This is a genomic window from Alkalihalophilus sp. As8PL (genome assembly GCF_040939795.1).
In the GTDB taxonomy this organism is placed as follows: Bacteria; Bacillota; Bacilli; order Bacillales; family Bacillaceae_D; genus Alkalihalophilus; species Alkalihalophilus lindianensis.
In genome coordinates this window covers 915,668-940,767 of record NZ_CP162551.1, presented here as the reverse complement: position 1 = coordinate 940,767, position 25,100 = coordinate 915,668, and the positions used below count along the sequence as shown (strand labels likewise).

The 25,100-nt window shown below is 40.4% G+C and carries 28 protein-coding genes; 19 read left to right on the top strand and 9 right to left on the bottom strand.

Annotated elements, in window-relative coordinates; genetic code table 11:
* The first annotated feature begins 10 nt into the window (after nucleotides 1–10).
* The 4 genes from AB3N04_RS06340 (at nucleotide 11) to AB3N04_RS06325 (ending at nucleotide 2,938) form a co-directional block, all read left to right on the top strand.
* Nucleotides 11–166, top strand: coding sequence for a hypothetical protein (locus AB3N04_RS06340; RefSeq protein ID WP_368505257.1), 156 nt, complete (start codon nucleotides 11–13; stop codon nucleotides 164–166).
* A 190-nt stretch (nucleotides 167–356) separates the two neighbouring features.
* Complete coding sequence (locus tag AB3N04_RS06335; RefSeq protein ID WP_368505256.1) at nucleotides 357–674, top strand: AbrB/MazE/SpoVT family DNA-binding domain-containing protein; 318 nt, start codon at nucleotides 357–359, stop codon at nucleotides 672–674.
* 135 nt (nucleotides 675–809) lie between these two features.
* A complete protein-coding gene (locus AB3N04_RS06330; RefSeq protein ID WP_368505255.1) occupies nucleotides 810–2,420 on the top strand; it encodes a multicopper oxidase family protein in 1,611 nt (536 codons plus the stop codon).
* 302 nt (nucleotides 2,421–2,722) lie between these two features.
* Complete coding sequence (locus tag AB3N04_RS06325; protein WP_368505254.1) at nucleotides 2,723–2,938, top strand: hypothetical protein; 216 nt, start codon at nucleotides 2,723–2,725, stop codon at nucleotides 2,936–2,938.
* A 113-nt stretch (nucleotides 2,939–3,051) separates the two neighbouring features.
* Here the strand turns inward: AB3N04_RS06325 and AB3N04_RS06320 are convergent, their stop codons facing one another.
* Nucleotides 3,052–3,909 carry a manganese catalase family protein gene (locus tag AB3N04_RS06320; protein WP_368505253.1) on the bottom strand — a complete coding sequence of 286 codons (858 nt, stop codon included), beginning with the start codon at nucleotides 3,907–3,909 and terminating at the stop codon, nucleotides 3,052–3,054.
* A gap of 140 nt (nucleotides 3,910–4,049) precedes the next feature.
* Between AB3N04_RS06320 and AB3N04_RS06315 the strand changes: the two genes are divergently transcribed.
* Nucleotides 4,050–4,697 carry an O-methyltransferase gene (locus AB3N04_RS06315; RefSeq protein WP_368505252.1) on the top strand — a complete coding sequence of 216 codons (648 nt, stop codon included), beginning with the start codon at nucleotides 4,050–4,052 and terminating at the stop codon, nucleotides 4,695–4,697.
* Nucleotides 4,698–5,159: 462 nt separating this feature from the next.
* Entirely contained in the window at nucleotides 5,160–6,509 is a 1,350-nt protein-coding gene (locus tag AB3N04_RS06310) for an amidohydrolase family protein (protein ID WP_368505251.1), read from the top strand.
* A 256-nt stretch (nucleotides 6,510–6,765) separates the two neighbouring features.
* On the opposite strand, the gene AB3N04_RS06305 is transcribed toward AB3N04_RS06310, so the two are convergent.
* From AB3N04_RS06305 to AB3N04_RS06275, 7 genes are all read right to left on the bottom strand, one after another.
* Nucleotides 6,766–7,773: a FecCD family ABC transporter permease gene (locus tag AB3N04_RS06305; protein WP_368505250.1), complete on the bottom strand. Its 1,008-nt coding sequence runs from the start codon at nucleotides 7,771–7,773 to the stop codon at nucleotides 6,766–6,768.
* Nucleotides 7,770–8,759 carry a FecCD family ABC transporter permease gene (locus AB3N04_RS06300; RefSeq protein WP_368506004.1) on the bottom strand — a complete coding sequence of 330 codons (990 nt, stop codon included), beginning with the start codon at nucleotides 8,757–8,759 and terminating at the stop codon, nucleotides 7,770–7,772. Before AB3N04_RS06300 ends, AB3N04_RS06305 begins: the two co-directional genes overlap by 4 nt.
* 82 nt (nucleotides 8,760–8,841) lie before the next feature.
* Nucleotides 8,842–9,762, bottom strand: a complete 921-nt coding sequence (locus AB3N04_RS06295) for an ABC transporter substrate-binding protein (RefSeq protein WP_368505249.1) — start codon at nucleotides 9,760–9,762, stop codon at nucleotides 8,842–8,844.
* Nucleotides 9,710–10,558, bottom strand: coding sequence for an ABC transporter ATP-binding protein (locus tag AB3N04_RS06290; protein WP_368505248.1), 849 nt, complete (start codon nucleotides 10,556–10,558; stop codon nucleotides 9,710–9,712). The genes AB3N04_RS06295 and AB3N04_RS06290 overlap by 53 nt, the downstream gene beginning before the upstream one ends.
* Before the next feature lie 187 nt (nucleotides 10,559–10,745).
* Entirely contained in the window at nucleotides 10,746–12,104 is a 1,359-nt protein-coding gene (locus tag AB3N04_RS06285) for a sodium-dependent transporter (RefSeq protein WP_368505247.1), read from the bottom strand.
* Between the two features lie 184 nt (nucleotides 12,105–12,288).
* Complete coding sequence (locus AB3N04_RS06280; RefSeq protein ID WP_368505246.1) at nucleotides 12,289–12,483, bottom strand: helix-turn-helix transcriptional regulator; 195 nt, start codon at nucleotides 12,481–12,483, stop codon at nucleotides 12,289–12,291.
* A 534-nt stretch (nucleotides 12,484–13,017) separates the two neighbouring features.
* Nucleotides 13,018–13,269: a hypothetical protein gene (locus AB3N04_RS06275; protein ID WP_368505245.1), complete on the bottom strand. Its 252-nt coding sequence runs from the start codon at nucleotides 13,267–13,269 to the stop codon at nucleotides 13,018–13,020.
* A gap of 258 nt (nucleotides 13,270–13,527) precedes the next feature.
* Here AB3N04_RS06275 and AB3N04_RS06270 point away from each other — a divergent pair, with 258 nt between their 5' ends.
* From AB3N04_RS06270 to AB3N04_RS06260, 3 genes are all read left to right on the top strand, one after another.
* A complete protein-coding gene (locus AB3N04_RS06270; RefSeq protein ID WP_368505244.1) occupies nucleotides 13,528–13,917 on the top strand; it encodes a DUF2512 family protein in 390 nt (129 codons plus the stop codon).
* Nucleotides 13,918–14,164: 247 nt separating this feature from the next.
* Nucleotides 14,165–14,710 carry a histidine phosphatase family protein gene (locus tag AB3N04_RS06265; protein ID WP_368505243.1) on the top strand — a complete coding sequence of 182 codons (546 nt, stop codon included), beginning with the start codon at nucleotides 14,165–14,167 and terminating at the stop codon, nucleotides 14,708–14,710.
* Between the two features lie 155 nt (nucleotides 14,711–14,865).
* A complete protein-coding gene (locus AB3N04_RS06260; RefSeq protein ID WP_368505242.1) occupies nucleotides 14,866–15,723 on the top strand; it encodes a DMT family transporter in 858 nt (285 codons plus the stop codon).
* A gap of 382 nt (nucleotides 15,724–16,105) precedes the next feature.
* On the opposite strand, the gene AB3N04_RS06255 is transcribed toward AB3N04_RS06260, so the two are convergent.
* Nucleotides 16,106–16,402 (bottom strand): hypothetical protein, encoded by a 297-nt coding sequence (locus AB3N04_RS06255; protein WP_368505241.1) that lies wholly within the window; start codon nucleotides 16,400–16,402, stop codon nucleotides 16,106–16,108.
* A gap of 367 nt (nucleotides 16,403–16,769) precedes the next feature.
* Here AB3N04_RS06255 and AB3N04_RS06250 point away from each other — a divergent pair, with 367 nt between their 5' ends.
* From AB3N04_RS06250 to AB3N04_RS06205, 10 genes are all read left to right on the top strand, one after another.
* On the top strand, nucleotides 16,770–17,099 hold the full coding sequence (locus tag AB3N04_RS06250; RefSeq protein WP_368505240.1) for a hypothetical protein: 330 nt from the start codon (nucleotides 16,770–16,772) through the stop codon (nucleotides 17,097–17,099).
* Between the two features lie 134 nt (nucleotides 17,100–17,233).
* Nucleotides 17,234–17,515, top strand: coding sequence for a helix-turn-helix domain-containing protein (locus tag AB3N04_RS06245; RefSeq protein WP_368505239.1), 282 nt, complete (start codon nucleotides 17,234–17,236; stop codon nucleotides 17,513–17,515).
* 99 nt (nucleotides 17,516–17,614) lie between these two features.
* The gene (locus AB3N04_RS06240; RefSeq protein ID WP_368505238.1) at nucleotides 17,615–18,121 is read left to right on the top strand and encodes a competence protein ComK; all 507 of its coding nucleotides are present in this window, start codon (nucleotides 17,615–17,617) and stop codon (nucleotides 18,119–18,121) included.
* Nucleotides 18,122–18,151: 30 nt separating this feature from the next.
* Nucleotides 18,152–18,928 carry a DnaD domain-containing protein gene (locus AB3N04_RS06235; protein WP_368505237.1) on the top strand — a complete coding sequence of 259 codons (777 nt, stop codon included), beginning with the start codon at nucleotides 18,152–18,154 and terminating at the stop codon, nucleotides 18,926–18,928.
* Nucleotides 18,870–19,718 (top strand): ATP-binding protein, encoded by an 849-nt coding sequence (locus tag AB3N04_RS06230; RefSeq protein ID WP_368505236.1) that lies wholly within the window; start codon nucleotides 18,870–18,872, stop codon nucleotides 19,716–19,718. The genes AB3N04_RS06235 and AB3N04_RS06230 overlap by 59 nt, the downstream gene beginning before the upstream one ends.
* Nucleotides 19,711–20,439 carry an N-acetylmuramoyl-L-alanine amidase gene (locus tag AB3N04_RS06225; RefSeq protein ID WP_368505235.1) on the top strand — a complete coding sequence of 243 codons (729 nt, stop codon included), beginning with the start codon at nucleotides 19,711–19,713 and terminating at the stop codon, nucleotides 20,437–20,439. The genes AB3N04_RS06230 and AB3N04_RS06225 overlap by 8 nt, the downstream gene beginning before the upstream one ends.
* A 7-nt stretch (nucleotides 20,440–20,446) precedes the next feature.
* Nucleotides 20,447–20,833 (top strand): hypothetical protein, encoded by a 387-nt coding sequence (locus tag AB3N04_RS06220; RefSeq protein WP_368505234.1) that lies wholly within the window; start codon nucleotides 20,447–20,449, stop codon nucleotides 20,831–20,833.
* Between the two features lie 170 nt (nucleotides 20,834–21,003).
* Entirely contained in the window at nucleotides 21,004–22,872 is a 1,869-nt protein-coding gene (locus AB3N04_RS06215; RefSeq protein WP_368505233.1) for an LXG domain-containing protein, read from the top strand.
* 5 nt (nucleotides 22,873–22,877) lie between these two features.
* A complete protein-coding gene (locus tag AB3N04_RS06210) occupies nucleotides 22,878–23,354 on the top strand; it encodes a hypothetical protein (RefSeq protein WP_368505232.1) in 477 nt (158 codons plus the stop codon).
* A gap of 437 nt (nucleotides 23,355–23,791) precedes the next feature.
* Entirely contained in the window at nucleotides 23,792–25,084 is a 1,293-nt protein-coding gene (locus tag AB3N04_RS06205; protein ID WP_368505231.1) for a GTPase, read from the top strand.
* Nucleotides 25,085–25,100 lie beyond the last annotated feature (16 nt).

Genomic DNA, 25,100 nt, shown 5'->3' with positions numbered 1-25,100 from the left:
GGAGCCTATTATGAGCAGTAAAAGAAATTGGGCTTTAGTGGGTGTTGTATATGTGGCACTTGTGATGGTTGGGTATGGGTTTGTCACGGGGGAAGACCCGTTTGAGAGAGGGGATCTGCACAATGATCACCCGCAAACAGAGGTTGAACACGGAGAACATTCATGATATTTATATGACGTAAACGACATGCCCAGTTGTTTACATCAAAAACAAACTAATAATTGTTAGTAGCAGTGGTCTGAATAAGACCCTGCTACTTTTTTTGCCGTATTTTAAGTAGCATTACTTTCTTCATACTTTCTAAATATTTACCCTTTATACTCAATTATTATATATAAATATGAGGTGTAAAAAATTGATACTAATAGAGACGGCCCTATTTTGTAAGCTTAATAGCAGGCAGGATATCACTCTTCCTAACTCAATTAGAAATATATTACTTATCCTACCTGGAATGATTGTAACGATCCGCTTACTACCAGGAACAAATGATATACAGATCCAAAAAGGCTCAGCCTCTGCAGTTGAAAATAAAATGGTTGTCAGTGAGAAGGGGTCGATTCGTATTCCTTCAGAAATAATCAGACGAGCCCGAATACGTAAAGGAGATAGGTTTCGTATTTATTTTACAAACAATGAAGAATCAATATTGCTAAAGAAAGCTGACATTTAGACATTGTATATTAATTACTGTTTTTAAAAATGATTTAATTATTTTTATGATCTTCATACTTTCTAAATATTTTTCGTTTATATTGATTTTGCAAGATACCAAAAAACAATATTTTTTTATAAAGGGGTAATGAAAATGGGGAGGAAGCTTACTGTAACCTCATTAGCGGCAGCTTTGGCAATCGTCATTGCAGGCTGCTCAAATGAATCTGTTGATCATTCCACAATGGGGCATGATGAACCTCAAGAAGAAAATGAACAAACCATTCAAGCGGAAGTAAATGAAGAAGGAGAGAAGGTCTTCAATCTTACTGTAGAAGAAACCCATTGGATGTTCAATGATGAAGTTATGGATGATGCTTGGACATACAATGGAAGTTTACCTGGTGAAGAGATAAGAGTGCAAGAAGGAGATAAAGTGCTCGTGAATGTAGAAAATGCATTAGATGAACCAACGGCTCTTCATCTTCATGGGTTCCCGGTTCCAAATGAAATGGACGGCGTGCCTGGCATTACGCAAAATGCTATTATGCCTGGTGAAACATTCACTTATGAATATCAAGCAGACATCCCTGGAACCTATTGGTATCACTCACATCAAGATGGTGCTAAACAAGTGGATAAGGGGCTTTACGGGGTTTTTATTGTAGAACCTAATGACGGGGAAACGTACGATGTTGATGAAGTCGTTGTAATTGATGAATGGTCTTCTATGGGAATGGGAGAGATGGATCACGGAAGCATGGACCACGGTAGTATGGGTCATGGAAATATGAATGATGAAGAAATGGGTCATGGAAACATGAATGACGAAGAGGTGGACCATGGTAATATGAATGATGAAGAAATGGACCATGGTAATATGAATGACGGTGGTATGACTCATGCAGAAATGATGAATCAAATGTATGATACGCCATTAATTAATGGAAAAACGGCACCTCAAATTGAAGCTGTTCAAGTTGAGGAAGGGGATAAAGTTAAGCTCCGTTTTGTGAATGCGGGACTCTTTACACAAGTCGTTTCAATACCTAACCATTCATTTAAAATAACTCACTATGATGGGCAGCCGGTAAATGAACCAGAGACTATGACCGATACCTCATTTCGGATTGCTCCTGCTGAACGTTATGACATTGAAATAGAAATGGATAACCCTGGCGCATGGGGAATTCAAATTTTTGCAGAAGAGAACCAAAAAAGATTAGAAGCATTCGTTCCGGTTATTTATGAGGGGTATGAAGAGCGTGACCTACAGAGTTTTGGTACAAGTATTTCTTTCTTTGATATGACCTCGTACGGAGAATCAAAAGAGGTGGATTATGGTACGGTTACAAAAGAGTACGATATGACCCTTGGAACGAATGACAACGGTGAAACCTTCACGATTAATGATAAACAATTCCCAGATCATGAAAGCTATGAAGTGGAAGAGGGGGACGTTGTGAAGTTTACGATTGTAAATGATACAGAGGTAGACCATCCTATGCATTTACATGGTGAGTTTTTCAGTGTGATATCAAAAGATGGCTCTCCAATCTCTGGATCTCCTATCCTTAAAGATACGTTAAACGTAAGACCAGGTGAAGAGTATGAAATTATATTTGAAGCGAAAAATCCAGGGATTTGGATGTTTCATTGTCATGAATTTCATCATGCAAATGCAGGAATGATGGCAGAAGTACGATATAAAGGATATGAACCTGAATTCACTCTAGACCCGAGTATCCCAAATAAACCTGAATAAGCTTATAAGAGTCACCCGAATTTAGTGCCAGATGGCTCCTTTGGGATAGGGTTTGGTGTGTTTATCGTCAACCTGCTTAAAATAGCAAATGATACATTTATTTTAAGACCAAACCGCATGAGGTTTGGTCTTTTTTTATCTTGTGTTTTATCAACCTTGGACTGCTTCCTTCCTGGAATTAGTCATTTCCTCTATCTAAAGTGATCAGGGAACTACATCGTACCCTATTTTTTGATTTCTCTCATAAACGACCATACCCTTGTCTCCCTTATTGAATATTTTGTAATAAGGAGGTGAGAGAAATGTCAAAGAAGAAGAAAAAGAAAAAGAAGTGCTGGTATTCCAACCAAATTCACACATCTCTATCAACACTCTGTTCACTCTCTAAAATAAAAAGAATCCCTATAAGAGAGATTCCAGATAACTGTGAATTAGTTTGTGTAGGACCATTTTGCACCTTAGTTTGCTATGGTGAGGGATTAAAAACCATCCACTGTGATATTTGTGATGATCGGTAATTGTACGGTGGTTTGTGACGACTAAGGCTTCTAGCTTGGGCGTGGTTTAAACGCTCAAGTATACATAGATGTCTCTTTACAAAACGCCCTTAAAGAATAAGGGCGTAATCAAATTAATTATTAAGATCACTAAGACCTGGGGCATGCTCATTAGGCATATCAGGCATTTCTGGAACTGGATAGCCTTTTGGTGGGGCTGTGACGGATAATTCGCCCCCATTTCTACTTGGAGTGGTACCTTGGAAAATCTCTCCCATACGGGTATCATCTAAGCGGAAGTTGAACTGTGCATTATGGAAGCCCATATCGACATACTTACGGCATTCAGGGTATTTATTAAGATCATAATTCGGAATCGGAAATAGTTTCCCCCAATCCACACCTAGTGTTTCTAATGCTTTGGCAAATGCATTCTGGTGGGCATTATCCCGTACAATTAAGAAAGCAATGGTTTCTCTTAGTGTTTTATTATCGCTCATTTCGTAAATTCTTGATTTTTGAAGGACACCAGTAGACTCAAGAACGACATTGTTTAGGAGATTGGCAACTAAATTTCCATGGTCATAAACCCATGAACCATTCCACGGGTTACCGCCTGCATCAACTGGTAAAGAAGACTTAGCTCCGATAATATAATGATGTGGATTGGCGCCAGCTTGGATGACATCATCTAATGGAGCACCATCAGAGGCTTGATTGCCTGGCATATCACCACCAGATTCATTTAAAAGCTGATTAATAGTCGATTGAACAAGTTCAACATGACTGAGTTCTTCTAAAAATACCCCTCTAATAAGGTCGCGATATTGTTTCGCTTTTCCTCTAAAATTCGCGCTTTGGAAAGAGAACTGCATCAACGTTCTCATTTCTCCAAATTGACCACCAAGAGCTTCTTGCAGCACCTTAGCAGCATGAGGATCTGGCTTATCTGGTACAATCATATTAATTAAATCTTCTCTGTAAAAATACATCTAAGTCACCCACCTTTTTATTAATCTTCTATAGCATGCCAAAAAAGGAAAGAGATATTCGGAGAAGGACTTGCTAAAGGCTTTATAGAATCAATTGACCTGATGCATCTAAATTAGAGAACAGAAAGGAATGAACCGCCATGAAACAAATTAACCAATACATAGATTCAGTCTTTCATCAAAAGGATCAACTTATGGAGGAAGTGATTTCGTCGATTGAGGAAAACGGGATGCCGTCAATTTCCGTATCACCTTCTTCTGGAAAGTTTCTCAGCATGCTGATCTCGATTTCTGGGGCAAAGAATATCCTTGAGATTGGAGCTCTTGGGGGCTATAGCGGTATATGGATCGCGAGAGGTTTCGGGAGTGAAGGGAAATTAACCTCCCTTGAATTAGAGGAAAGCTATGCAAAGTTGGCGCACAGCAACCTAACAAAAGCTGGCTTTGGTGATCAGGTCTCTTATTTGACTGGGCCAGCATTAGAAAGTCTTGAAAAGCTTCATAATGATCAGCAGACATTCGACTTCTTCTTTATTGATGCAGATAAAGAAAACTATGAGAATTACCTAGAGTATGGCATTAAGCTGGCAAAACCCGGTGCCATCATCATTGCGGATAATGTCCTCGCAGGCGGTAGTGTAGCGGATGAGGCTGCTAAACCTAAACATTATACAGAGTTTATGAAGCAATTTAATGTCACGGTAGCGAATCATCCTCTATTAGAATCCATTCTCGTTCCAATCGGCGATGGCATGACGGTGACACGAGTAAAGAAATATAAGAGGTGAAAGGTAAGATCCCACTGTATGGTCAGTGGGATCTTGTTTTTCTATTTCTCAGGAAATTTAAATACTCAAGATAGGTTTAAATCCACCTATATCAGGAATAGAACACATAAAATGTCAAGGATAAAGGAGGATAGCTGTGAATGAATGGCTCATTTCAAAAACGCCTTCTTAACCTGCTTATAATGCTTACAGGAGGGCTACTACTTTTTACTCTTGTCTACAATTTATTCGACGACGAGGTAAATTGGGTTTGGATCACCTTTATGGTAGGGGTCTTCTTATGGGTCTGCTTTTGGCGATATATAAGGTCTATTCATCAAAAAAGAGACAACCAGTGACTATTTATAGCGGGTTTTAGTATCTAGAAAAAAATATAAAATCAATTATATCATTTCCATGTTTGACTGGTAATGGAAGAAGGTATTGAGTAAGGTTAAGATCTTTAGAAGGGGTTGATGGGATATGAGAAAACTCTTTAAAGGCGGCACCGTACTCACTTTAGATAAGAAGCTTGGAAACTTTGAAAAAGCGGATATTCTGATAGAAGGCTCGACCATTGTAGATGTGAAGGCTACTATAGAAGCAGAGGATTGTGAAGTCATTGATGCAGCGGGTATGATCGTGATGCCAGGGTTGGTTGATTCGCACAGACATACATGGGAATCTGTTATTCGCAATATAGGGGCAGATTGGTCATTACAAACCTACCTCAGTAAAATCTATTATGGAGGATATGGATCCTTACGCCGTCCACAAGATGATTATATTGCCAATTTGGTAGGCGCGCTTGAAGCTCTAGATGCAGGGGTCACAACGATGCTCGATTGGTCGATGATTATCTCACCTGATCATACAGAAGAGATGATTAGAGGCTTGGATGATGCTGGAATCAGGGCCGTTTTTGCGCACGGTTGTCCTGGTGATATCGAGTATTGGAATGCAGAAAGTACGATTGATAATGCCGATGATGCACGCAAGATCAAGGAGGGACATTTTTCATCCCGTGATCAACTGTTAACGATGGGCCTAGCCATTAGAGGACCAGAGTTTAGCTCGTGGGAGACAAGTGTCAAGGAGATCAAGTTAGCCCGTGAATTAGATGCTGTATGTAGCATGCATCTTGGATTCGGGACATGGGGTTCAACCGCTCGTTCGATTGAAAAGTTAAACGAGGCCGATTTATTAGGCAGTGACTTAAATTTCGTTCATGCCAATGCAGTGAGTCCAGAAGAAATGAGGCTATTAGCCGAAAAAGGCGGCAGTATCTCGGTCACTCCTGAAGTGGAGATGATGATGGGGCACGGCTACCCAGCAGTAGGATTGGCGATTGAAAATGGCGTCAGGCCGGCACTTGGCGTGGATGTGGTCACCTCTACAGGTGGAGACCTGTTTGCCCAAATGAAATTTGCGCTTCAAGCGGAGCGGGCCAGAGTCAATCAACAGCAACTTGTCAAAGGAGTCATGCCTGGACCAGACCTCCACCTCTTAGCTCGGGATGTGCTAGAGTTTGCGACAATTGAGGGCGCTCGGGCTCTTATGCTTGAAGATAAAGTAGGCACATTGACGCCAGGAAAACAAGCCGATCTCATTATGGTCCGCACATCCGATTTAAACATCTTCCCAGTCAATGACCCTACTGGTACAGTGGTTCAATTTTTAAATCCAGCCAATGTTGATTCCGTTTATGTAGCAGGTAAGGCAGTTAAAAAGGATGGAAAACTGCTTAATGTAGACTTAGAAAATCTGAAAAAGCGTGCAAACGAAGCACGGGATCATCTTTTAAAAGAATACCGTGAGCTTGTTCATCAATAATAAGAAGAAGAGGCTGGGACATATCTAAGATGTTTAACTCAGGATACGAAAGAAGCGCTAAATTAGCGGATGAAATATACGTAGACCTCCTGCGGGATGAAAAGCAGAGGTGAGACCCCACAGTGCGTAGCACGAGGAGGCTCACCAGCTTCCCGCGGAAAGCGAAGTATATTTCAGGAGCGGTATTTATAGATCGCATCAGTAATGTTTGATTTTCCATATGGAAAATACTTTTGTCCCAACCTCTTTGTTTCGTTTATTTCTTCATTAATAAATACATAAAGTAAGGAGCGCCAATCAAGGCAACCATAATCCCTGTTGGAATCCCATTCGGCTCGACTAGGTTTCGTCCGACCGTATCCGCTACGATTAATAGCCAACCGCCTAGGAGGACGGCAACTGGAATAAAGAGCTGATTGCGAGGTCCAACGAGCGCTTTTGCGATATGCGGAGCCATTAGCCCGATGAACGCAATCCCGCCCGTAACCGAAACCGCAGAGGAGGCAAGCGCGACAGCCGTTAAAAGTAGCACAAAGCGTTCACGCTCCAATCGAATACCGATACCAATGGCAGCTGGTTCGCCAAGCCCCATGATGTTCAGCCGGTTTGCTTTATAGAGAGTAAACGGGATTAACACAACCAACCAAGGGAGAATCGCCCAAATAAAAGGCCAATCGGCACCCCATACATTTCCAGCAAGCCATCTCGCAATAAAATCAACTTTAAATGGATCAACCGATGAAATGAGCAAGATCATTACACCAGATAAAGCCATCGAAAATCCGACTCCGGTTAATACTAGGCGAACCGGCTCAAGCCCAGTCTTGCGGTTATACGAAAATAGGTATATCGCAATCGCTGTGAGTAGGGCTGCGACAAAGGCGACGACTGGCAGTAAGAAGACAAAGCTGCCATCACTTACTGGGAAAAATAAATAAAAGATGGCCACCCCAACACCTGCACCTGAGTTGATCCCGATGATACCAGGATCAGCCAAATCATTTCGCGTGATCCCTTGTAAGATCGCACCTGATAGGGCAAGTGCCATTCCAGCAAGCAAGGTGATAATCATCCTTGGCAACCGGACGGAAAATAAAATGAATTCCTCTTTAAATTCGCCTTGACCAAATAGAGTAGGGAGGATGCGATCATACGAGAGAGGGGATGGACCGATTCCAGCGCCGATCACGAATGTACTCACAATTAGAGCGGCCAAGATCGCCATGATGAGTCGTTGTTTTCGAATAAGACTAGGATGAATCATACAAATGCCTTCCCTTCTTTTCGTACAATAAAGAGGAAAAATGGTAGTCCGATAATCGCCACGATTGCTGCTACTGGCGTTTCATAGGGAGCACTGATCGTTCGGGCCACTAAGTCTGCTAGCAGCATAAATCCAGCACCAAAAATCACTGACATCGGCAGTACATACCGGTAATCTGTCCCAACAACCGCGCGCACAATATGAGGAATCATTAAGCCAATGAACGCCATATTTCCAACGAGAGCAACAGCTGCACCTGCTAGAACAATGATAACTAGAAACAGTATCACTTTAATTTTCGTCGTATGCTGACCAAGCCCCACTGCAACTTCTTCACTTAAGCTAAGGATTGTGAGTTGTTTCGATAAGAAGATCGCAACTAAGGTTCCGACTATAATAAAGGGGATCACGATTTGAAGCTGGCCCCAAGAGGTACCAATTAATCCGCCAGCCGTCCACATTGAAACGTCCTTTGAAATTTTAAAGTAGATCCCGATTCCTTCAGCAATTGCTGCTAAAAAGGCGGTGACTGCAGCACCAGCTAAGACAATCCGGAAAGGAGAGAAGCCACCTTTTCGCGCAGCCCCAATCGTAAGCACCATAACCGTTCCTACAGCGGCTCCGATAAAACAGGCAATCATCAGCCCAAAGTAGTTAGCAGCAGGAATAAAGGCAATTGTAATCGCAAGAGCAAGGTTAGCACCAGCTGTAATGCCAAGCAGTCCTGGATCTGCTAACGGATTCCGTGTTAATCCTTGAATGATCGCACCAGATACGGCAAGTGCTGCCCCGACAAAAATAGCAGCAATCGCACGAGGGAAGCGGATCTCACGCAGCATCGACAGCTGATCTCCAGTTGCATTTGTTACGAGTGCCGTCCACACTTCACGCACCGTTACTTCAGCCGCTCCAAACACCATCGCACAAAAAAAGAGCGCGATCAATCCCGCTGTAGCAAGGAGAAATAGGAATAATTTAGATGTCATCAATCGTTTTGTATGTATCATGGCATTCATCTCTTCTTATATAAAGTAAGAGGAGGAATCTACGAAGATTCCTCCCAATGTATTAGTTGCTACCTAGAAAACTCTCTGTGAAAAAGTCTAATTGGAAGTCTAGCGTGATCGGATCGTTGAAATAAAACTCAGATGCATTCGCTGTGAAAACACGCTCATTTGCTACAGCAGGAATGTTCTTGTATGTTTCTGTTTCTTGATAAGAGGTATCGCCTCCATCAGAACTAACAATCAGATAATCCCCTGCGTATTCTGGTAATACCTCAACCGATAAAGCGTAGTAGCCTTCATTTAAGGCCATTTCTTTTACTTTCTCAGGCATTTCAAGCTTCATTTCTTGATAAAGAATTTCCGTTCCACGTCCCCAGTTATCGCCAAATACATAAAGTTGTTTATCAAAGTTCTCTATGACAGTAACCGTTGCATCTTTACCAATTTTTTCTTTTACTTCTTCGCCAGCTGCTTGAGCACGTTCTTTAAAATCATCGACCCAAGCTTGTGCTTCTTCTTCTTTATTTAACAGCTTGCCGATTTCAACATGCTGCGATAGGTAATCCAATTCACCATACGTATACGTAACCGTCGGGGCAATTTCACCTAATTTATCAAGGTTATTGCTTGTTGGAGCAGCTATGATTAAGTCTGGATCAAGCTCGATGATTTTCTCTAAGCTCTCATCTGTTACTTCCTCAGCATCTTCAATATAAGGCGCGTAACGTTCGTTCATTTTCGCCCAAGAATCGACACCGACAAGATTTACATCGAGTGCCATGACACTTCCTGCATTAAAAGCGGCTAACACAACGACACGCTGTGGGTCAGCTGGGACTTCAATCGGACCGTTTTCTGATTCATACGTAAAGGTTTCTGCTTGTTCTTCCTCTGCTGTTGCTGTTTTCTCTGAGTTACTGCCGCACGCACTAATAACTAGCACTAAGAGCATAAGGAACGGAATGATGACTGTTTTTTTCATGGTTGGTTTCTCCTCTGATTAAGTTATATGTCACACACATTGGTTTATTGGTGATCGGATCTCGGCCGATAAGAGCATCAATGCCAAACACCTTTTGCAATACGTCATTTCGAATCACTTCTTCACATGTACCTGATTGAACGATCTCACCATCTTTTAGGGCGAGGATATGATCAGCAAAACGAGCAGCTTGATTTAAGTCATGAAGCACCATCACGATCGTCCGGCTTTGTTCTTTGTTTAATTGTTGCAAAAGCTCAAGTACTTCTAGCTGATGCGCCATATCAAGGTAGGTCGTCGGTTCATCAAGAAAAATGATCTCCGTATCCTGAGCAAGAGCCATCGCAATCCAAACGCGTTGACGTTGACCACCGGATAAGGCATCGACCGAACGATACTTATAGTCCATTGTCCCTGTTACAGTTAGAGCCCAATCAATCTTCTCAATGTCTTTTTTTGTTAGGCGTCCAAATCCTTTCTGATAAGGGAAGCGACCATATGACACAAGCTCGGCAACGGTTAAACCGCTTGCACTTTCAGGAGTTTGTGGCAACGTAGCCATTTGTTTGGCAAGCTCCTTCGTATTTTTCGTGAAAATACTCTCGCCATCTAAAATGACGTTACCAGATTGTGAGGAGATCACCCTCGTAATCGCTTTTAACAACGTCGATTTTCCGCAGCCGTTCGGGCCAATAATCGTTGTGATCTTCTTATCAGGAATCTCTGTACTCAAGTTTTTCACAATCAATTTCTCACCGTAACCAATACTCAAATCATCTGTATATAAGCGGTTCATCGTATGTATCCTCCAATCCCTCCATCTAACTGAAAACAATTATCAATATCATTTATGAGTATTACTATAAAACCAACTGAGAAAGCTGTCAATCATTTTTTGTGAGGAAAGTAGGAGAGGGCGTGTTTCGCTGAACACAAAAAAGAGAATGCAGGAGCTGCATTCTCTTTAGTCATTTATCCATTCGTTATCTCCAAAATGAGAACAAGCCAATAGCATCAAGAAATACGATGATGATTGCGAATGGTGTCACATATTTTAAGAGGAAATACCAAGCGATAAACAGCTTAGACCCGACTGAGGAACCTTGTTTTAATTCATTAAATAGTGTCGTTTTAGACAGTTTAAGTGGAACAAACAGGGAAATTAATAGGGCCCCTAAAGGCATTAAGATATTACTCGCTAATTGATCAGCTGCATCAAAGAAGGTCCGACCGAAGATCTCTACATCTGCCATCACTCCAAATGATAAACAAGCAGGAATGCCGCATATAAATGCTGATAGTCCTATGATCCAGCTTGCTTTTACGCGTTTGGTCGAATCTTTTTTCACTCGTGAGGCAACGATGATTTCTAATAGTGAAAAGGCCGACGTAAGTGCTGCGAATAAAAATAACACAAGAAAAGCGATTAATAAAAATTGCCCAAACAGCATCTGTTCAAAAATCGCTGGAAGGACGACAAAGATTAATTGCGGGCCTTCACTTGGCTCAAGACCAAATGTAAACACTCCAGGAAAAATAATTAACCCGGCTAAAAGAGCAACAAAAATGTTCATAATCCCAATGGAACCTGCTGCTAGCGGCAAGCTCTGCGTTTTTGGCACGTAGGAACTGTACGTAACCATAATCGAGATCCCAAGTGATAAAGCAAATAAAGCCTGACCGAGTGCAAATAAAATCGTCTCTGATGTGATGCTTGATAGATCAGGCAGCAATAAAAATTGTACACCCTCCATCGCTCCATCTAGAGTAAGAGAACGGATGGCGATAACGAGTAGCAGAACAAATAATGCAGGCATCATTAGTTTACTTGCTCGCTCAATTCCTTTTTGAATTCCTTTTGAAACGACAATCACTGTGAATAAAATAAAGAGCAATTGTGCAGCCAATGTCGTATATGGATTGGCAATACTATTTCCTAATTGATCCCCAAGTTGATCGACGCTTAAACCAGATAGTTGTCCTGTTACGGCATTGGCCAAATAGATCAAAATCCAGCCACCAACTACGCTATAAAACGTAAGAATAATGAAGCATGTGATCACACCAATCCAACCTGTTGCTACCCACGTTGATTTTGGAGCCAGCTCTTTATATGTTGAGATCGCATCTTTTCCTGTATGGCGACCGAGGATAAATTCACCTATTAATAGAGGCAAGCCAATTAACAAAGTAAACAAAATAAATAATAAGAAAAAGGCGCCACCACCACTCGTTCCTGCTACATAAGGGAATTTCCAAATCGCTCCTAAACCAATTGCTGTACCTGCAGTCGCATAAATAAATCCTAGCTTCGACGACCATTGTTCGTTTTGCGTTTCCAACCCTTTCAACTCCTACTTCTTTACTTTACTGTTTTAAACTAAAAAATTTTCAACCTACTTATCGTAACAAAGCCATACTGACAGAACAACCGGAAATTTCTTACCATTCTAACTATTATTTATAGAAGAAAGAGCGACTACCATAATTAGTAATCGCTCGTTGTGTCTTCTTATGATTGGTATCTTATTCCTTCCAAAACAATTCATCTAATGTTTTACCTAATGTCTTACAGATGGCAAGGCACAAATTTAACGTGGGGTTGTATTTCCCGGCTTCAATGAGGCCGATTGTTTGTCTAGTAACGCCCACTTTTTTAGCCAGATCCTCCTGTGAGAGGTCATGCTCAATGCGAGCCATTTTTAACTGTCTATTCTTCATCCGATCACTTGCCTTCATTTTCATCTAATTGCTGTTGATTGATTTGATCACTCTTCTTTTTGGCAGCCGTATGAGTTACCCATGTAAATATAATAAAGAACGGAGCGTAGGCTTTCTATAACAAGATGCTCGATCAGGCATATGTCCGCAAAAGGAAAAAATCAAGCTGAGGTGAGCGGACAGCTGGCTTTTTAAGTGAAATAGTAGCAGGGGTATTTATTCGACCAAATTTTTGCCTGATTCGAACAAGGTAGCGAATAATTCAACGAAACTCAGTAATAATTCGACGAAACTTAGCAATAATTCGGCAAGTGGAGTAAGATATTGGAAAAAGTTGAAGGCCACATGATGGGTGGCCTTGTATTAAGTTATGAAATCATTAAAACTGCAATTAGTACATTATTAATGATGAAAAAAAGCGAACAGTGACTGGCCCTGTTCGCTTTAAAGACATATGAGTTCACCTCTATTATGTATAGAAGGACACTTTTTCTAGAGGGAGGAAAACGCCAGTAATAGGCGTCTTCCTGTTCTTTACTGGTTATTACGGTTGTTGTTTTGATGGTTCTTATTTTGTCCAGTCATTTTGGTTACTGCATTTTTTGTTCCGTCAACAGCACTCATTGCAATGTTTTCTGTTGCTTCTAGAGCATTGTGCATGGTTTCAAATGCAGAACCCGCAGTGTTCTTAATGCTTTGAGCAACGCCTTGATTTTGCTGCTGGTTTTGGTTGTTTTGTTGTTGATTTTGTTGTTGATTTTGGTTTTGGTTTTGTTGGTTAGCCATGATGATCTCACCTCCTGCTATCTATAGGATGTGAAATTTGGTGGTTGTTTATCCCACGTAAGTTTTAATGCTGAACGTTCCATCTTTGCATATGTAAAAAAGCAGTCGGAATTAATGTCGAAAATAAAATACAGTAATAACTAGATGGTTCTTTTTTTCCATAATGGACCATTTGAACCAATTTATATTAAAATGTTTTAATATTCTTCTCTCAGTGTAAAGAACAGTAAGCCAAAAAAATACAAGGAGGAGATAAAGATGGAACATGTCAAAACGTTACTCATCAAAGGTGTAGCAACACTGGTCCTCTTGTACGTGGTACTAGGGCTAGGGCTTGGCATGGCGTTTGAATATGTCCTGTTCATTACCCTTGTGTTAAGTATAGGGTCTTATATAGCAGGGGACTTAATCATTTTGCCTAAAACGAATAATAAGATTGCCACCGCATCAGACGGGGGATTGGCTTTTATTGTTATTTGGCTGATGGGTATAGCATATGGTTATTCAATTGGAGCCATGGCCATAACAGCTATTGTTGCCGCTGCTGTTATGGGTGTATTTGAATTTTTCTTCCATTCCTATATTGCCAAGAAAGAAATAGGGAGGAACGGTTCAGGAAGCCCAAAATGGAAGACGGAAATTGAATAGAGCTATTAAGTATCAGAGTAATAAACCTCTGATGCTTTTTTTGTGATGTGATCGTAATAAAAAATACAATTATATAGTGAGAGACAAAGCTCCCTTTTAACGAGAAAAAGCCAAGCAGTCGCTGACACTCCCAACCAAACGGGAAAAGGTTTTAATTATTCCTGTTTGTTTTTTATGGTTAATAACCTATGTTAAAAAACATACATTGGTAGTAACCTAAAATGTTTACATGGGAGGAGGAAATGCTTTGAATAGCTGCTTACTTCATTGCCTTAGAAAAGGAGGATTTATACTCTATGCAAGGCACGGGGAAGCGACTGTTGGAAGAGATTTACCCTATTTAAACTTTCAATACTGTTTAACCCAAAGAAATCTTTCTGAAAAGGGACGTAGGCAGGCTATTTACTATGGAGAAAATCTTCGATACTTACAAATACCGATTAAATACCCTGTTTCCGCAAGTCCTTTTTGTAGAACAAGAGAAACAGCACATTTAGCGTTCGGAAGTTGTAATGTTGAAGTTAATCCTCTTTGGGTTGAGGTATATAGATTGAGTGGAAATTTACCTAGTGGTGATAAAATAAGGATTTTGAATAATCTACATTCATTGTTAGAAAGAATACCAGAAGAGGGAAGAAATCAGGTCATTGTTGCTCACAGTTTTGCAGAAGGAATTGGTTTAGGTCAAATACCAAATATGGGGACAGTTATTTTAAGACCCAAAGGCCAAGGAAACGGTTATGAAGTGGTTAGCCAACTATCTTTAGAAGATTGGAGTACGATTGATAGTTAGAAGAAGGTTCTTTACCAAAATGAAGTGGGATTCCCAGTATGTTTTTTCCAAAGTAACGTCTTTCGGGTAAATCATGTCCAAAATGAAGTTATAAAACCTTTCCTAAGGGTATAGTTCTCTTTACAGATGTTAAATGGATATGTGGAGGTAAGTATATGCGTTTTGGTGGGTTAGGATTAGTCATTTTAGCAGCAATTTTATGGGGCCTTGCCGGAGGACTAGGCGGCTTCTTAATGGATAAAGGTTGGGATCCCCTGGTCATCTCCTTTTACAGGGGAGCAGTGGGGTTTGTATGTATTCTTATTTGGTTCTTGTTCCAGCCGACCCGGTGGAATAAGCCGCTACTATTATGGTCTATTGTTGCAGGTATTGGAGTAGCAGGGAATTTTGTTTTTTACTTTATCAGTATCTCAGAGGGCAGTATTGCCGTAGCAGCAACATTGATGTATACTGCGCCCATTTTTGTTCTCCTTATCTCTTTTATATTCCGTCTTGAACAGGCGTCATTATTTAAATGGCTGGCTATTGCTTTTGTGATGCTTGGAGTGGTATTGCTGACAGAGGTTTACAGCATTGGCTCTGATGGCATCACGATACTTGGGCTTGTTACAGGCTTAGGTGCGGGATTATCGTATGCATTGTTCATTTTTGGTTTTAAATATGCATCCCGCCATGGGCAGCCGCAGGGCATTTTAACGATTGCATTCCTAGCCTTTACGATCATAACGCTGCTTTTCATTGACCACGGTGAAGCCGTTTCCGTTTTTAACTCACCTGACTTATTCTGGATGATCCTTTTAGGCATTTTCGGAGCAGGCTTGTCATTCTTCTTGTATGTAGTTGGTTTAAAACGAACATCACCGACTTCAGCTTCGATCGTTGCCATGGTGGAACCGGTCACTGCGTCCCTTTTTGGATTTATGATTCTAAGTGAACTGCTTACAATGACCCAGCTTGGAGGTATGGGGATCATCTTGGTGACAGTGACCATCTTAAGTGTGAAGCAGAGTTGAAAAAAGCACCTCTAGGTTTCATTAAAAATATAATACAAAAGACGGCCAACCAAATGGTTTGGCTGTCTTTTTTTTTCAGTAGATAGATAGTAGAAGCGAAGGGGCAAAGGATGAACGTGGCCAGTTGATTCTACTTCAATCCTACAAACATTCCATGGTCCTCTTGCCAATGGGCTGGTTGGTACTAGAGTTATTGCACTGCTTTGTAACCACGTACATACAAGTTTTTTATATCAAATGTTGAAAAGCCCCTCTTTTTCAAGAGGGGCTTTTCAATCGTTAGGATATAAAACAAGAGAGGAATGATGGTAGTTAGATAGGAGCAATTTGCCTCCTGGTTGGTGCCAACAAAACACTACTACCTATCATTCTTAGGCGACGATTATACTTCTACTGCAACGATATCGTCACAACAGATTTTGATAATCTTTACTCTATCTTTTCTATCACAGCGCTTGTGAGGATGGTGGTTATGATCATGACATTCAGCTCTTGCTAGAAAAACTAAATCGCCACGAGTATCAACAAACTCACCCAATACAAACCCGCCGCCTTTTAGAAACACCTTTACTTCATCACCGCGTGAGACATCTTTAAAAAAGGTATCGCAATTGCACCCCTTTTTATCTCCTCCATAACCATAAGAATCCGAATATCGACAATAGTTATTGTTCCACATTGTTTTTTCCTCCTTTTATTTGAAAGTCACTTACAAGATTACTATATGTAAAAAGAGAAACTCTGCTTGGGTACATGCCATTCATTCATAGAATCCCTCGTGATTTCCACTGCTGCCCTTCTAAGCCATGGTAGCTGACTTTATTTTGAGGAAATTAGTAAAATGGTTTCATAAAGGCTCTACTAAAATTTCAATTCCACCCATATCTTCAAAACGACCCCCTCCACATCCATCAAAATCTTATTTTGCTCTAGGACAAAATGAGATTTTGATCTGCTTGCACCCCTTCATTTTGTCTTTTTGCCAAGATGTCCTTTCTCTCACTGTGCGGTACGCTATGCCTATCAAATGAGAGGAGGCAAGCGACATGAAGGCGCATTTCTACACAGAAGAGGCGTTTCAAAAAGCCGTACAGATGCATCTAGCATTTTCTTATGAACAATTCACAAAGGGCGAGCGCATCGCACTGGATCAATTGATTCGCTCAAGCAGCAAAAATCATGGTGTATCGGATGCGCTAATTTGTAAAATGGTGCAAGCCACGCATAACCGAAAAGGAGGGATTTCCAGATCGACCTTTGAACGGATGCTAAGGAAAGCTCAGAAGCTAGCCATCATTGAGATCCATCACACGATTCGTAAAGAAGGTGGCAATGGTCATAGCATCTATCGCTTCCAACCGTTCGATAGGCATTGAGTGAAGCCGTCCCGACAATCTAGAAAAGCAAAATATTTACGATTGAATTTCCAATTATTAGGTAAAAGTTCTGCTATCGTCTATGGTGGATCCTTTCTCTCAAACAGATAATGGTCAAAAAAGGAGCCACTCTGTTGAAAGAACCAGGAAAAGACCCACTAGATATTGCTATTGGCATCACCATTCGAACAAAAAGAAATCGGCTTGGGCTGACGATTGAACAGCTTGCTGGTTACTCTGATACTGAAGTATCCTACATCAGTGAAATTGAGAACGGTAAACGAAACATTTCCACTCAAAAGCTGATGAACCTAGCTGCAGGTCTAAATCTAGATGATCCTACCATCCTCTTAAAAGAGGCAGTTAAAGATGTGTATCCTAGTATCAGAGAAAAATTAGACGAAAATCGAGAATAGATCACCTCATCTATTCTCCCGACCCATCCCTTCTGCTGTATCGACTTCGTACCAACAGCTCATCATCCCACTATTATATCCACAAAGGAGCGTGCCTCATTGAACCCTACGATTCTCTCGCATTATGATATTAACCGCCATACGATTGCGATTCAGCCAGCACTTCATACCGATTATGACACGATTGTCTTAGAAGGCGATGAGACCTTATTCATCAAAGAGTCTAGCATGTCGATGATTAAACGAGCATGCATTGAAGGAGGCTCCACCTATAATGGAAGAAGGATTGCGATAAGCGAGATCACTCGTGCCCAAAAGAAAGTTCCGATTCCCATTGATCCGATTAACCATATCTATACCTTTCCCACTCACTCGCCAGAAAGACTTGAATGCTCCTGGATGTTTTATCACCATATCCGTTCGTTTACCCCAGATCCAAATTCATCTACGCATACACTCATTACCTTTCGAAACGCCACGCAACTGAAGATTTCTATTTCATACCCGGCCTTTGAGCGCCAAATTCAACGCACGTCTTACTGCATCTTAAAACTAACTCACCGTTCGCACCAACCAGACTCCCTACTCCCACAACTACCACACTAAATTCCAACCAACCAATCTAGGAGGATTTCGATGAATTACGAACAACAACTGAATGCATTTTATGATCAATTAGAAACCAAGCCGCTTAGCCCAGCTGGAATTGCCGTTTGGCATGCGTTGATGCAGGTGTACAAAAAAGCAGGGTGGAAGAATCCCTTTACAGTGGCTGTAACAGTCGTGACATTAAAAGCGGGTATTACCGAACGCCATTTTTTCTTAGTGAGAAAAGAGCTGGTGGAAAAAGGCTATCTCACCTATGAAAGTAGGAAAGGAAGGCAGGCCGCGATTTATTGTTTAACTCCGTTGACTGAACCTCATTCACACAAAACAGCAGTCAACCGTTACTACAACGCAGACAAGGCTACAGTCAATTCTACGTACAACTCTACAGACAACCGTTCCCTATTAGTTAAAGAACTTAATAAAGAAATAAATAAAGATATAAATAAACACAATAACCCATTTCGTTTTTATGAGGAAAATGGATTCGGTATGCTTTCACCGTTTATCTCCGAATCGATCAATGCCTGGATCATCGACCATACCTTTAGAGAGCCAGAAGCAGTGATCATTGAAGCGATGAAAATTTCTTTAATGCAAAATGTGAGAACGTGGAGCTACGTGATGAAGATCCTCCAAGACTGGAGTTCAAAAGGCATTCAAACCCTAGCCGACGTGAAAGCAGAGCAAGAGAGAAGAAAACAAAAAGTAGCAGCCTACCACATGAAGAAAAAAGGAGAACAAGCCCATGAAAACGCTAAGCGCGCATCTACCACCGACTATTCAAGCTATGATTTCGGATTCTAATATAGTTAAGATCTCTAATTGCCAAGGATGCCATGAGAAAATTACCGTCCGTCGTGTGATCATTCCATTTGGACCTGAGAAGGGGAGTGAACAAGAATTAACCTATGGCTGCCGCTGTGAAGATATAAGAATTGCAAATGATGTAATCAAAAGAAGGAAAGTGCTTGAACGAAAGCGAATCTATAATCTATTCGACCGCGAAAGTCTGATGAACCCCGATCTCTTTGAAGCAAGCTTTGAGACCTATACGCCAAGTACTGAAAGCCAAAAGACGGCGATGGATGCGACAAAGCACTATAGCGAAACCTTTACAAAAGACAAGCCTCGAAATCTACTTCTTACTGGCACATACGGTATTGGTAAATCCCACTTAGCTGCGGCTACCCTCAAACCATTGATTGATGAGGGCTACACTTCCATTTTCATTTCTGTTCCCAAACTCCTAACCAAACTAAAAGCAACCTACAATAAAAACAGTGAATTCTCAGAGGATAGCTACTTACAGCTCCTAGAAGAAGCCGATTGTCTTGTGCTCGATGATCTCGGAGCCGAGCAAGGCAGTGAGAAGGCTGGCAGCTGGTCAATCTCGAAGCTCTTTGAAATCGTTGAGGGCCGAATTGGCAAGCATACGATTTACACGACCAATTTAGGGGGGGAAGCTCTACAAGAGAAAGTTGGGGCACGAAACTTCTCGCGGATGATGCAGCATACGAAAGTCATCACGATGACTGGTCCAGACCACCGCCTAAGCCAGTTCACCCAAGGAAGAGGAAGTGATGAAGATGAGTAAAACGAAAATCATGATTGACCCAGGACACGGCGGGAGAGACCCAGGGGCGGTGGCGAATGGATTGGTCGAAAAAGAACTCGCCTTAACAATTGCCCGCAACTTGCGAACAGCTTTACTGAATCATCATGACGTCGAAGTAAGACTCACCAGAGATCGGGATATCTTCCTCACCCTCGAAGAACGGGCCCGACTCGCAAACACGTGGGGCGCAGATTGCTTCGTCTCGATTCACATCAACGCAGGAGGAGGGACTGGGTTTGAAACCTTTATTCATCCAAACGCTGGCAAGGCCACACAGGACATTCAAAACATCCTCCATCCACAAATTAAAAACCAATTAGCATGCATGGATCGAGGACAAAAGAAAGCCAACTTTGCCGTCCTCCGTCTCACCAAGATGCCAGCGATCCTAACCGAGAACCTCTTCCTAGACCACACCCAAGATGCGAAACAACTAAAAGACACCAACGTCATTCATGCCATCACCCAAGGACATCTCATCGGCCTACAAAAAGCCCTACACTTACCAGCTCTTAAGCCCAACACAACATCAACCACAGAAACCAACACCAAACCCAACACAGAAACACCCACCTACCGCCTACGAATTGATGGCAAGCAGGTCGGAGCCTACCAACAACAAGACAACCTCATCGAGCAAATTCAACAGCACTTACATGCAGCCAAAAAAATCGAATTAGAACGAATCTTGAAAGGATGAACTAAAAATGAAACCACAAAAGGAACACTCAGTCCGTGCCTACGAGCTACTATACGACCTTGAACACACCCTGAAAAAAATCATCAACCTAACCCTGCCACTGCAAATCAAGCAAGACCCAACGTACTCGAACCTAGTTAACATCATCATCCTAAACAATCTCATCCCACTCAACCAAGACCAGATCCGCCACTTCACACATACCAAAATAACCCGAAACCATATCTGCCACATGCGCCCAATCTTCATCGAAGACATCGATAACCTCAGAAAAGTCTACAGCCTAGCCGAAAATGTTCTGATGAGACTAGAGCAAAAAGACGAAATGCGAAAGGCGAGCAGACAGAAGCTCTATCGGAATAAGGTAGATAATACGAGGAGGTTTGGATCGTAAGGAGAAATGACATAATAACCCGCAGGATCCTTTGAGAGAGGGTCCTGTGTTTTTATATAAGACAACAACTCATCTCTACTAACATCCTCATATATTCCTATTTTATCCAGATATCGAATGTACTAAGATAATAGGTAAAGTATTCCTTCTTGGCTTAATAGAGGTGATGTATGAAAACATTAGACGTGTCTAGCTTACATAATGGAATAGATGAAATGAAAACAAAGATAGAACAGCTTAAACACATTGAAACGGCCGTAATGGGTATTGTCCGTTTAAGTGACTCCTTAAAAGGAGAGGGAGGGAAGGCCATTCGTCGTTTCTATCAAGAATGCCACCTCCCGTTTATCCAATACTTAACCGGGACGCTCGCACAATACGAACAGCTGCTTATGCAAATGAAGTCCTCTTTGCAAGCACTTGAACCAGCATCAAATGGAAGAATTCAAGGAAGCTTCCTTGAACAAGATGTCGAAAACGGCTTACAGCAGGTTGAGCTCGTTACAACCGCACTCACCACGCAAACAAATGCGACGATGCAAAAGGTACAAGACATCGTCTACCTCAAACCGCTGCAAGACGATGAAGTCAGGCAATATGTACAAAAAGCCAAGCAAGAAAAAGATCAAACGATTGAGCAGCTGCATCAGTTTGATTATGAGCAGTCGCATGTGTTAGAACCATTAGAGTTGGATATTGAGCTTATGATGAGCTACATAAACGATATAACAGTAATGTTTCAAGGGAGTAAGAATTCAATTTCTGCTTTCACTCTTACTCAACTCTCTAATCAATCAACGCACATCCTATTAACTTCTAAGCTTACACAAAAAAAGAACGAGAACCTGCTATTTGGCTCCTATAGCTTTCCGAATAACGCCTTACCTTTATATGTGGATTGGCACCAAGTAATACAATTTAACGATTGGACCAATCCATCTTGTAAAAGATTAAATAACTTCCGAGCAGAAAGTGAGGAAGAAACAAAAAATCCTATTGCAAAGTCTAGAGATAGTTTTAAAGAGATAGGTTCTATGGCTTGGGGCGGAATGAAAGATAGAAGCGAAAAGAAGTGGGATTCCTTTACTGATTTTGGGAATTATTTGTCATTAGGGTTAGTTGATGGTGTCTGGAGTGGGTATCAAGATCGCTATAATGATATGAAAGATAACCCATCTATGTCCTCTGTCTTAAATTGGACCTCTTCTGGAGTAACAGGTATGGCAGAGCAATCAGTGAATCCAAATGATGCTTACTCAGCAGAACACTGGCTTAATAGCATAGGACTTGCATCTTTATTAGGTGGAGGAGTTCTGGGAAACGGGTTAAGAAATTCACCAACTACGCCTCCAGTCCAAAAAGTAAGTTCATCGAGGAAAGAGGTAAAAACTAATAGTATTAATCAGACTAAGACAAGTGAAAGTATTCAGAAAGTCATTACTCAAAACGGTCATACGGTTGATGAATTTTTGCAGTTACTGCATCCAGATAGAGTCTTAACAAGTTCTGAAAGAAGAATAGTAGATTCTGTTAGAGAGCAGATAGGCATACCGTCTAAAAATACTCCAATGGCTAAAGTAATCCCACAACGTGATATTTATAATTATCTTTATAATCCAAATTATAGTGGAGTAAGGGGGTTTACTGCTGTCAAAGAACATTCAGTAAATATAAAGACTCTCAAAGATAATTATGAAGGAGCAAGACTAGATTACAATAATACAAAATTTAAAACGACAAGAGGGGTGGATGGCATTTCAGAGTCAACTGGCTCACCAGACAGGTTTTATGGAGTAATTGAGTATAAATTAATGGAACCAGAGGGTGTATCCATACCTCGAAATACTCCCACTCCAGATTCTTACCCATATACAGGAAGAGGTTTTACTGGAAGTAGAAATTTAGTACTCCCAGAATACTACCAATCCAACAGGCAATTTATTAATGGGGATATTTTAAGTGTGAGAGATGCTAAAACAGGAGATGTTTTCCTGAATTTTAAATATAACGAAATAACTCAAAACTGGAAGGGGAATTAAAGATTATGAAAAAAATTGCTGTCTATCAAGGGGAACATTTCCCTCTAGTTATGAATGATAACGAGTATTTCCTTAAAAGCCGCGTAAAGGTAGAAGGTTTTAGAGAGTATGTAGATGAAGACGGAGAGGTCTACCCAAATATATTTATCAAACATATTTCTTTAGAGGAAATGGATAACGCATATACAGTTAAACACTTTGTCTATTATCAAAATAAATGGTTTGAAGTATATTCACCGATAACCAAAAGACAAGTAGATCAAAATACTTTCTTACTTTTCAGTTCAGATTATGAAGATGTTGAGAAGCATGACTTTAAGAAACAAGAGCAATTTGTCTTCGTTAAGGAAATTAAAATGGCAGAAATAGAGCGTCTAAAGGAGATCCAAACACCAATTCTTACTTTCAAAGAACAAGAGGAAACAGTAAAAATTATAGAGCAGTCAGATGTGAAGGAATATCTAATGGGCATATTAGATTGAGGGATGGATTATTGGTAAGCAAGGTATAAGTAAGCGGACATGAGGTGAAGAAATGCCATAAGAAAACGCAGGAGCCTTTGGAGAGGGTCTTGCGTTTTTTATACGGGTAGTGCCAGGTACTATTTATATGATATTAAATAGGATGAACCGTACATAAATAAATGAGGTTTAAAATCTTTGAAATTGGGAGAGTCATCATTATATGGTTCTCTGGCTTCATTACCAATCTTTTGTTGGCTTTTTTTAAATATGGATAAAAGTAATTGAAGTACATTTAATTATATTTAAAGAGTCTATAATGATATTATATAAGTGGGTAATTTTCCCTTTACCATTACGTCTAAATTAGATTCACCTATTAAAATAAAAATCTATTTTGAATACTTGTGAGTTTTATAGTGCAATATGAATTAGGTATGAAAAATGGAGGTGGAGTTATGAATAGCAAAGAGGTTTTAGACAAAAGGTTGCAACAAATTACAGATACGATGGACTCTGTTGAAGAATTAATTAATGAGTTAGATTTTGTTATTCCAAAAATAGCGAAAGATTTAGTGATTAACGCTTTAAAATCCGATGAAATTACAAGTATTATGGAAGGGATTAAAGAAAGAAGACCACCTAGATTAGTTATAATGGGGCGCACAGGTGTAGGAAAAAGCAGCCTTATTAATGCCATATTTGGTTCATATCTAGCGGAAACTAGTGCTATAGAGGTTGGTACTAAAGATTCTCAAGTATTTCAATATAAAAAGAATGGTGAAGTAATATTTGAAATTATTGATACTAGAGGAATCAAAGAAAATTTAAAGGCATTATCAAGTACTGCTGAAGAAGATTTAAAAAATGTAATTGAAGAATTTGATCCAGATGCCTTTTTATTATTAACCAATGGAGCTGATAGATCTACTTTAAAAGAAGATGCTATGTATCTTAAAGAAGTCTATAGTAGTCTAGATATAACTGTCCCTTTAATGACAGTTATTACTCGAATAGATGATATAGAGCCATCGAGAATTAAGGAACCAACACGATATACTCAAAAGAAAAAAGATAACATTATGATAAAAGAGCAACAGGTTAGTCAAGTATTAGAAGAAGTAGGATTATCAGATACTTTTATAGTTCCAGTTTCTTCATATGTTGAATGGAATCACGAAGACCCAGAATCTTTGTCTCCAGAAGAACGGGCGGAACTAGTGATTGAGTTTGATGGAAGATACAATATTGATAAGCTAGTTCATTTTTTAGAAGAAAATATTGACTTTCGTGCCGCAGTATATTTAATGTTGAACAACAAGCTTGATATAGCCATTAAGAAAATCGCTAACAAGTTTGTCAAAGTCTTTTCCACAGCTAGTGCAGGTGTGGCAATTACTCCGATACCAGCAAGTGATATTGTAGTTCTAATACCTATACAGATAGTTGAAGTTACTCTTATAGCTTATCTAAGTGGCCAAAAGATAGATAGTAAGATGGCGAGAGAATTTATTCTTTCGTTAGGAGGAGTAGCGTTGTTTGGATTAGGATTGAGATTTGTAGCTCAGCAAGGCGCGAAATTTTTAAATGTATTAATCCCAGGTTCGGGATCTGCTATCAGTAGTACAATAGCTTATTCGGGAACTTATGCAGTAGGTAAAGCAGCAATAGCTTACTATATAGATGGAAAAACAAAAGAACAAGCAAAGAAAGAAATGGAAGAAGCGAAAAAAGTAGAACAGTGGCAATAGAAGGACAAATTCAATA